The organism is Pseudomonas sp. UBA6276, assembly GCF_002438365.1.
GTDB lineage: Bacteria > Pseudomonadota > Gammaproteobacteria > Pseudomonadales > Pseudomonadaceae > Aquipseudomonas > Aquipseudomonas coleopterorum.
On the sequence record NZ_DJUS01000188.1, the window covers coordinates 1 to 7,904 of the forward strand.

The window sequence follows — 7,904 nt, forward strand, 5'->3', positions numbered from 1 at the left end:
CCAGATCAGCAGGTTGAGCAGCAGGCCGACCGGCACGTGGAGATTGTTCATCACCGCCAGTGTGGCGCCCGGCACGCGGCTGGCGCCCTTGTTCCACCAATACATGCCAAGCGCCGTTGACACCAGCCCCAGGAACGCCAGCACGCTCCACTGTACCGGCGTCTGCGGCAGATTGTGGGGGTTGCCGAACAGCAGGAAGGCCGGCAGCACCACCAGCAAGGCACCGACGTAGAAGTAGCCGAAGCGTCGGTACTGTGGCTGGTCGCTGGGGTGGCGTGCCAGCAGATGCTTGTACAGCACCTGTCCGGCCGCATAGGTGAAGTTGGCCAGCTGCAGCAACAGGAAACCGATGAAGAAGTCCGGGCTGACGCGGTCGAAACGAATCACTGCGGCCCCCGCCACCGCGACCAGCGCCGCCACCAGCGCCCAACGGTTGAAACGACGGTTCAACGCGTCCTCGATCAGCGTCACGTGCACTGGCGTCAGGATGGTGAAGAGCAGCACCTCCGGCACGCTCAAGACCCGAAAGCTCAGGTACAGACAGACGTAGGTGATGCCGAACTGCAGCGCGCCGATCAGCAGCATGGCGCGCAGGAAGCGCGGTTCGACCTGACGCCAGCGCGTCAGCGGCAGGAATACCAGCCCGGCGAGCAGCACCCGGGCGAGCACAGCAAAGTAGCTGTCGACGTGGCCAGCGAGGTATTCGCCGATCAAGCTGAAAGAGAAAGCCTGGATGAGGGTGACGATCAGAAGGTATTGCATGGTGCGTCCCGAATTGGCGAGGCGCGGACCTTAGCGCATGTGGGCCGGGTCAGGCCAGTGAAGCGCACCGCGGATCGCTACCGTGATTCATCAAATGAGTTGTCTTGTCCGATCATTGCTCTACCCTGTGTCGCATCTGTGCCGGTGGCTACACGCTCGGCTGGCATTGCACCTCGATTCGCAACCTGAGAATGCTGCGCTTGAAGCTGGCCACCGCGTCGGCCGACGCCCCTGCGGCGACGCTGACCCGCCGGGTCCGCACCGGCTCGGGGCCATTGCGAAAGCGCACACTGCACTGCGCCGCGCGGGCTCCGTAGTTCTGCAGGGTCACGGCGGCCATGTCGGGGGCGGTGTCGTGGGCCGTGACCAGAATGTCGGTGTCGTCGAGCTGCTTCTGCACGTCGATGGGGTAGGCGAAACACACGCCTGGCAGCAGGGCCAGCACTACAACGCAGCATTTGATCATCGAGCAGTCTCCGTGGCGGGCTGCCAGCTTAGGACACCAGGAGTCGAAGATGAAAGCGCCCCGCGTCACCCTTGAGCAATGGCGAACCCTGCAGGCCGTGGTCGACCACGGCGGCTTCGCCCAGGCTGCCGAAGCCCTGCACCGCTCGCAGTCGTCGATCAGCTACACCGTGGCGCGCATGCAGGACCAGCTCGGCGTGCCGCTGTTGCGCATCGACGGCCGCAGGGCCGTGCTCACCGACGCCGGCGCGGTGCTGTTGCGCAGGTCCCGGCAACTGGTCAACCAGGCCAGCCAGCTGGAAGACCTGGCCCACCACATGGAGCAGGGCTGGGAAGCCGAAGTGCGCCTGGTGGTCGACGCAGCCTATCCCAATGCACGGCTGATCCGCGCCCTTACCGCGTTCATGCCGCAGAGCCGCGGCTGTCGCGTGCGGCTGCGCGAAGAAGTGCTGTCGGGGGTCGAGGAAGTGCTGCAGGAAGGCGTCGCCGACCTGGCGATCAGCGGCTACGGCATACCGGGCTACCTGGGCACCGAACTGAGCGCCATCGAATTCATCGCCGTGGCCCACCCCGAGCACGCGTTGCTGAGCATGGGTCGCGCGCTCAGCGTGCAGGATCTGCACGGCCACATGCAGGTGGTGATCCGCGATTCGGGCCGCCAGCAACCGCGTGACGTGGGCTGGCTGGGCGCTGAGCAGCGCTGGACGGTCGGCAGTCTGGCCACGGCGACCAGTTTCGTCGGCAGCGGCCTGGGCTTCGCCTGGTTGCCGCGGCACATGATCGAACGCGAACTGCGCGAGGGTACACTCGCCGCCTTGCCGCTTGAGCAAGGTGGCAGTCGGCACCCAACGTTCTATCTGTATTCGAACCGGGACAAGCCCTTGGGTCCGGCCACACAAATTCTCGTCGAATTGCTACGCACCTTCGACACCGCGCCCCTGGACGTGCCGATTCCGGCTCTTGAACAGGCCAATGCCCTCATGGGGCATGACGACTGACCGTCTTGCGAACATTAAGTAACATTCATTTTTTCCATCCCCGCTCGCCTGGGCCGCCCTTTGGCGGCACGCTTGCTACATTGCCCCGAACGCTTGCGCCACTTGCGGCTCAAAGCCTATGCCTCCCCCCTCAAGGACCTCGTACCGATGCTGAAGAAAATCCTCCTGACCGCCTGCTCCCTCTCCTTCGCAGGCCACCTGATGGCTGCCGACGCCCAGCACCCCCATGTGTTGCTCGACACCAGCATGGGCGCAATCGAAGTCGAACTGGACGCGGTCAAGGCGCCGATCAGCACCGCCAACTTCCTCGCCTACGTCGACAAGGGCCATTACAACAACACGGTATTCCACCGCGTGATCCCAGGCTTCATGGTGCAAGGCGGCGGCTTCGACGCCAACATGCGTGAAAAGCCCACCCAGGCCCCGATCAAGAACGAGGCCGACAATGGTTTGCACAACGTGCGGGGAACCCTCGCGATGGCGCGCACTCAAGTAAAGGACTCGGCCACCAGCCAGTTCTTCATCAATCAGAAGGACAACGACTTCCTTGACCATGGTGGTCGCGATTTTGGCTACGCGGTCTTCGGCAAGGTGGTCAAAGGCATGGAAGTGGTCGACAACATCGCCAACACGCCGACGACCACCAAAAGCGGCATGCAGAACGTGCCCAGTGATCCGATCATGATCAAATCGGCGAAACGCGTGGACTAAGCCGCGCGCCCTGCCGGCCATGTCTCAGCCAGGACCGTCAACCCGCACAGGAGAGCACGCTTGAGCATTTATCGCCGCTTCGAACAATGGATCGATATCTTCCGCGAAGCGCCTACGGAAACGCCTCCCAACAAGGTCCTGGCCTTCTACATCTACTACCTCAAGCAGGTCTGGCCCAGCTTCGCCACGCTGCTGGTGGTCGGCCTGATCGGCGCGTTGATCGAGGTCGCGCTGTTTCGCTACCTCAGTCGCATCATCGACATGGCCCAGGGCACGCCCAACGTGCACTTCTTCAGCGACAACGCGCTGGAGCTGACCTGGATGATGGTGGTGGCGCTGGTCCTGAGGCCCATCTTCATCGGCCTGCATGACCTGCTGGTGCACCAGGCGATCAGCCCAGGCATGACCAGCCTGATCCGCTGGCAGAACCACAACTACGTGCTCAAGCAGAGCATGAACTTCTTCCACAGCGACTTCGCCGGACGCATTGCCCAGCGCATCATGCAGACCGGCAACTCCCTGCGCGACTCGGCGGTGGCGGCAGTCGATGCGCTGTGGCATGTGCTCATCTATGCGATCAGTGCCCTGGTGCTGTTCGCCGAGGCCGATTGGCGCCTGATGATTCCATTGATCCTGTGGATCATCGCCTACGTGATTTCGCTGTATTACTTCGTTCCGCGGGTCAAGGAACGCTCGGTGGTGTCCTCCGACGCCCGCTCGAAGTTGATGGGGCGCATCGTCGACGGCTACTCCAACATCGCCACGCTCAAGCTGTTCGCCCACACCAGCATGGAGCAGCAATACGCCCGTGACGCGATCAGCGAGCAGACCGAGAAAACCCAGCTGGCCAGCCGGGTGATCACGGCCATGGATTTCGCCATCACCACCATCAACGGTCTGTTGATCGTCGGCACCACCGGCCTGGCTCTGTGGCTGTGGACGCAGTCGCTGATTTCCGTGGGGGCAATCGCTCTCGCAACCGGCCTGGTGATCCGGATCGTCAACATGTCCGGCTGGATCATGTGGGTGGTCAACGGCATCTTCGAAAACATCGGCATGGTCCAGGACGGCCTGCAGACCATCGCCCAACCGGTCAGCGTGACCGACAAGAAGGGCGCGCCACGGCTCAAGGTCGACCGCGGCAACGTGCGTTTCGAAGACGTGCATTTCCACTACCCCAAGGGCGACAGCATCATCGAGGGCCTGACCCTGGATATTCGTCCGGGGGAGAAGATCGGGTTGATCGGGCCTTCCGGGGCGGGCAAATCGACGCTGGTCAACCTGCTGCTGCGTCTCTACGACCTGCCCAGCGGGCGCATCCTGATCGATGGCCAGGACATTGCCGACGTGACCCAGGAAAGCCTGCGCGAGCAGATTGGCCTGATCACTCAGGACACGTCGCTGCTGCACCGTTCCATCCTCGACAATCTGCGCTACGGCAAGCCCAATGCCACCGAGGAGCAGGTCTGGGAAGCGGTGCGCAAGGCGCGAGCCGATGATTTCCTGCCGTTGTTGTCCGATAGCGAAGGTCGTCGCGGTTTCGATGCCCATGTCGGCGAGCGCGGCGTGAAGCTGTCCGGTGGCCAGCGCCAGCGCATCTCCATCGCCCGCGTGCTGCTGAAGAACGCACCGATCCTGATCATGGACGAAGCGACTTCGGCGCTCGACTCCGAAGTCGAGGCGGCGATTCAGGAAAGCCTGGAAACCCTGATGAAGGGCAAGACCGTGATCGCGATCGCCCACCGCCTGTCGACCATCGCCAAGATGGATCGCCTGGTGGTGTTGCAGAAAGGCAAGGTGGTGGAGATCGGCAGCCATACCGAACTCCTGGCGCAGCAGGGCCTGTATGCACGCCTCTGGCACCATCAGACCGGCGGCTTCGTCGGGATGGATTGATCCTGGCGCTCCCATGGCTCACGGGGCCATGGGAGCCCCCTGTAGGAGCGGTCATCGGCCGCGAAGACGTCACCGCGGCTCGCCTGACACACCGTAGCGCTCCCTTCGCGGCCACTGGCCGCTCCTACAGTCAGGCACCTAGTAATGAATGACTCAGGCCTGTCGATACGGCAACGCTTCCCGCGCCTGCTCCGCGTACCTCAGCACCCCCACCCGCTCCTCTTGCAGAAAATTCTCCACCGCAGCCCGCAGCCCCGGATGCCGCAGGTAGTGCCATGACCGTGTGATCGCCGGTTCGAACCCGCGGATCAACTTGTGCTCACCCTGCGCCCCGGCATCGAACCGCTGGATACCGTGGGCAATCGCATAGTCCATGCCCTGATAGAAACAGGTCTCGAAGTGCAGCCGGTCATACTCGGCCAGGCATCCCCAATAACGACCATAGAAGCTGTCGCCTCCCAGCAGACTGAAGGCCATCGCCACCGGCCGGCGTTCATGGGTCGCCAACACCACGCGGATCGCCTCGGGCATGCGTTCGGCCACCAGACTGAAGAAGTCACGAGTCAGATAGGGAGAGCGTCCACGCACGTGGTAGGTATTGGCATAGCAGGCATAGACGAAATCCCATTCGGCCTCGCTGACCTGCCCGCCCTCGCGCCATTCGAACTCGATACCTTGCGCCCTTACCTGTTCGCGTTCCTTGCGCATCTGCTTGCGCTTGCGCGAGCTGAGTGCATCGAGAAAATCCTCGAAATCCCGATAGCCGCGGTTATGCCAGTGATACTGGCAACCCAGCCGTTCCATCCAGCCTTCCTCGGCGCCGATCAGCGCATCAAAGGCAGGATCGGTGAAATTGACATGCGCACCACTGAGCCCTTCCAGCTCCAGGTACCCCGGCACACCGCGCAGCAACTCGACGCCATGCTCGGGCCGACGCATCAACAGGCGTGGGCCGCTGACCGGACTGAACGGCACCGCCCCCAGCAGCTTGGGGTAGTAGTCGATACCGGCACGCTCGCAGGCATCAGCCCAGCCGTGATCGAACACATACTCCCCATACGAATGCCATTTACGGTAGCTGGGCAAGGCCGCCACCAGCTGCCCTTCCTCGATCAGCACCAAGTGCTCCGGCGCCCAACCGGAGCGCTCGCCCAGACTGCCACTGTCTTCCAGTGCGCTGAGAAAGCCATGGCGCAGGAACGGTTGGGATTCAGGCAACAGCGCGTCCCATTGCGCGGCGTCGATGGCGGACAAGCTGGCAGCAACATGCAACGGCATCGGTAGGCTCCAAAGGATGAGACGTGCCGAGCAGTATCGCGCAGCCTCTGCCTGCGGTCACCCGCCAATACGGTGCCATCACTCGGCGGAGGCTCTGGATCAATGCATACCGTCTTTTCAATGTCATCACTAAGCCATTGTTCTGACATTGTTTTGTCATCACCCCTCGCAATACTTGCGCCAGTTTTTCGGGGTCTGCCACGCCATCTGCCAGGCGTGTCCGAAAGCACTTTCAGGTTCGGCGCTTGCCGGCCTTTTTTTGCGATAGGGAGAATGTCATGCGTCGTGTTTCAACACTCACCAAGGTCAGCCTGAGCGCCACCGTTCTGATGGCCATCAGCAGCCAGGCCAGTGCTGCGGTCGATGCCAAGCTGCTCGACATGCTGCGCGCCAACGGCTCGATCAACGCTGCGCAATACGCCGAATTGAAGACCGAGCTGGACAGTGAGAAACAGGCCCAACAAGTGGCTGCCGCCGAACAATCGAAGAAGATGAGCGCATTCGACCAGAAAGTCGCCTGGGCCGCGAAGACCCAGATCAAGGGCGACGTGCGCCTGCGTCATGAAAGCATCAACGTCGACGGCGAACGTGATGGTTCCAGCGGCGATCGCAATCAGGACCGCCAGCGTATCCGCGCACGTCTGGGCGTCTACAGCGAGATCAACCCGCAGGTCGATGCCGGTATCCGCGTCGCCACCGGCAGCAGCGCCGATGCCCGCTCCACCAACCAGAGCCTGGATGGCGCCTTCAGCAAGAAATCCATCTGGCTCGATCAGGCCTACCTGGACTGGCACCCAACGGCCGTCAAGGACCTGCACCTGATCGGCGGCAAGATGAGCCAGCCTTGGGTCAGCATGGGCGACGTGATCTGGGACGGCGACATCAACCCCGAGGGTGTGGCCGCCACCTACAAGCTGCCATTGGGCGGCGCCGAACTGTTCGGCAGCACCGGCTACTACGTGCTGACCGACAACATCGACGGTGAAGGTCGCCAGTTCGAACATGACCTGCGCATGTACACCGGCCAGGCCGGCGCGCGCTTCGCGCTGGGCGACAACGTCAAGATGACCCTGGGCGGCAGCGTCTATTCCTACGACAACGACAACGCGACCAACGCCGCTGCCGTACTGGCCGTCAACGGTAACGCCTCAACCGAATTCACCCTGTACGAAGGCTTCGGTCAACTGGACATCACCGGCCTGCCCCTGCCGCTGTCGATCTATGGCCAGTACGTGGTCAACGGCGATGCCGAAGCCACCGCCACGGTCGGCAAGCAGGACACGGCCTGGCTGACCGGTTTCAAGACCAAGTTCGCCGGCTTCGGTCTGGACTACAACTACCGCGACGTGCAACGCAATGCCGTGGTGGGCGCGTTCACCGACTCCGACTTCGCCAACGGTTTCACCGGCTCGCGCGGCCACAAGGTCAAGCTGGGCTACGAGATCGACAAGAACTTCGCCGTCGGTGCCACCTACTTCCTGGCCGAATCCGATGTTGCCAGTCGTACCCGTACCGATGCCGACGTGAACACGCTGCAGCTGGACCTGGAAGCCAAGTTCTAAGCCTGCTCTCCTCGCTTCAGACAAAAGGCGCAAGCTGCGAGTGCATCGCAGGTTGCGCCTTTTTCATTGTCAGTGCCGCCGTCGATCAGCGCTTGCGCAGAATCACGCTGCCAATCGAATAGCCTGCACCGAACGAGCTCAGCACGCCGAGCGAACCCGCTGCCAGGTCGTCCTGATGGGTATGCAAGGCGATCACCGAGCCGGCCGAACTGGTGTTGGCATAGCGGTCGAG

8 protein-coding genes are annotated in these 7,904 nt (G+C 62.6%); 4 read left to right on the forward strand and 4 right to left on the reverse strand.

What is annotated here, in order from left to right; all coding sequences use genetic code 11:
* Together B2V21_RS21145 and B2V21_RS21150 are read right to left on the reverse strand one after the other, a co-directional pair.
* A partial coding sequence (locus tag B2V21_RS21145) for a carboxylate/amino acid/amine transporter (RefSeq protein WP_286917945.1) occupies window positions 1–762 on the reverse strand: 762 nt, incomplete at its 3' end.
* 148 nt (window positions 763–910) lie between these two features.
* A complete protein-coding gene (locus B2V21_RS21150; RefSeq protein ID WP_056843301.1) occupies window positions 911–1,228 on the reverse strand; it encodes a hypothetical protein in 318 nt (105 codons plus the stop codon).
* 49 nt (window positions 1,229–1,277) lie between these two features.
* On the opposite strand from B2V21_RS21150, the gene B2V21_RS21155 reads away from it, so the two are divergent.
* From B2V21_RS21155 to B2V21_RS21165, 3 genes are all read left to right on the forward strand, one after another.
* Complete coding sequence (locus B2V21_RS21155) at window positions 1,278–2,225, forward strand: LysR family transcriptional regulator (protein WP_282349286.1); 948 nt, start codon at window positions 1,278–1,280, stop codon at window positions 2,223–2,225.
* Window positions 2,226–2,372: 147 nt separating this feature from the next.
* Entirely contained in the window at window positions 2,373–2,936 is a 564-nt protein-coding gene (locus B2V21_RS21160; protein WP_049861099.1) for a peptidylprolyl isomerase, read from the forward strand.
* Window positions 2,937–3,002: 66 nt separating this feature from the next.
* A complete protein-coding gene (locus B2V21_RS21165; protein ID WP_049861144.1) occupies window positions 3,003–4,832 on the forward strand; it encodes an ABC transporter ATP-binding protein in 1,830 nt (609 codons plus the stop codon).
* Window positions 4,833–4,985: 153 nt separating this feature from the next.
* On the opposite strand, the gene B2V21_RS21170 is transcribed toward B2V21_RS21165, so the two are convergent.
* Complete coding sequence (locus tag B2V21_RS21170; protein WP_286917946.1) at window positions 4,986–6,110, reverse strand: GNAT family N-acetyltransferase; 1,125 nt, start codon at window positions 6,108–6,110, stop codon at window positions 4,986–4,988.
* A gap of 278 nt (window positions 6,111–6,388) precedes the next feature.
* Between B2V21_RS21170 and B2V21_RS21175 the strand changes: the two genes are divergently transcribed.
* Window positions 6,389–7,672 (forward strand): putative porin, encoded by a 1,284-nt coding sequence (locus B2V21_RS21175; protein ID WP_049861101.1) that lies wholly within the window; start codon window positions 6,389–6,391, stop codon window positions 7,670–7,672.
* An 85-nt stretch (window positions 7,673–7,757) separates the two neighbouring features.
* Here the strand turns inward: B2V21_RS21175 and B2V21_RS21180 are convergent.
* Window positions 7,758–7,904 (reverse strand): 3-oxoacyl-[acyl-carrier-protein] synthase III C-terminal domain-containing protein (locus tag B2V21_RS21180; RefSeq protein WP_286917947.1); only part of this gene is annotated, 147 nt, incomplete at its 5' end.

Bases quoted from the DNA above. Each gene is read 5' to 3' on its own strand.
- B2V21_RS21160 (WP_049861099.1), top strand. From the start codon at position 2,373: ATGCTGAAGAAAATCCTCCTGACCGCCTGCTCCCTCTCCTTCGCAGGC.
- B2V21_RS21150 (WP_056843301.1), bottom strand. From the start codon at position 1,228: ATGATCAAATGCTGCGTTGTAGTGCTGGCCCTGCTGCCAGGCGTGTGT.
- B2V21_RS21170 (WP_286917946.1), bottom strand. From the start codon at position 6,110: ATGCCGTTGCATGTTGCTGCCAGCTTGTCCGCCATCGACGCCGCGCAA.
- B2V21_RS21155 (WP_282349286.1), top strand. From the start codon at position 1,278: ATGAAAGCGCCCCGCGTCACCCTTGAGCAATGGCGAACCCTGCAGGCC.
- B2V21_RS21175 (WP_049861101.1), top strand. From the start codon at position 6,389: ATGCGTCGTGTTTCAACACTCACCAAGGTCAGCCTGAGCGCCACCGTT.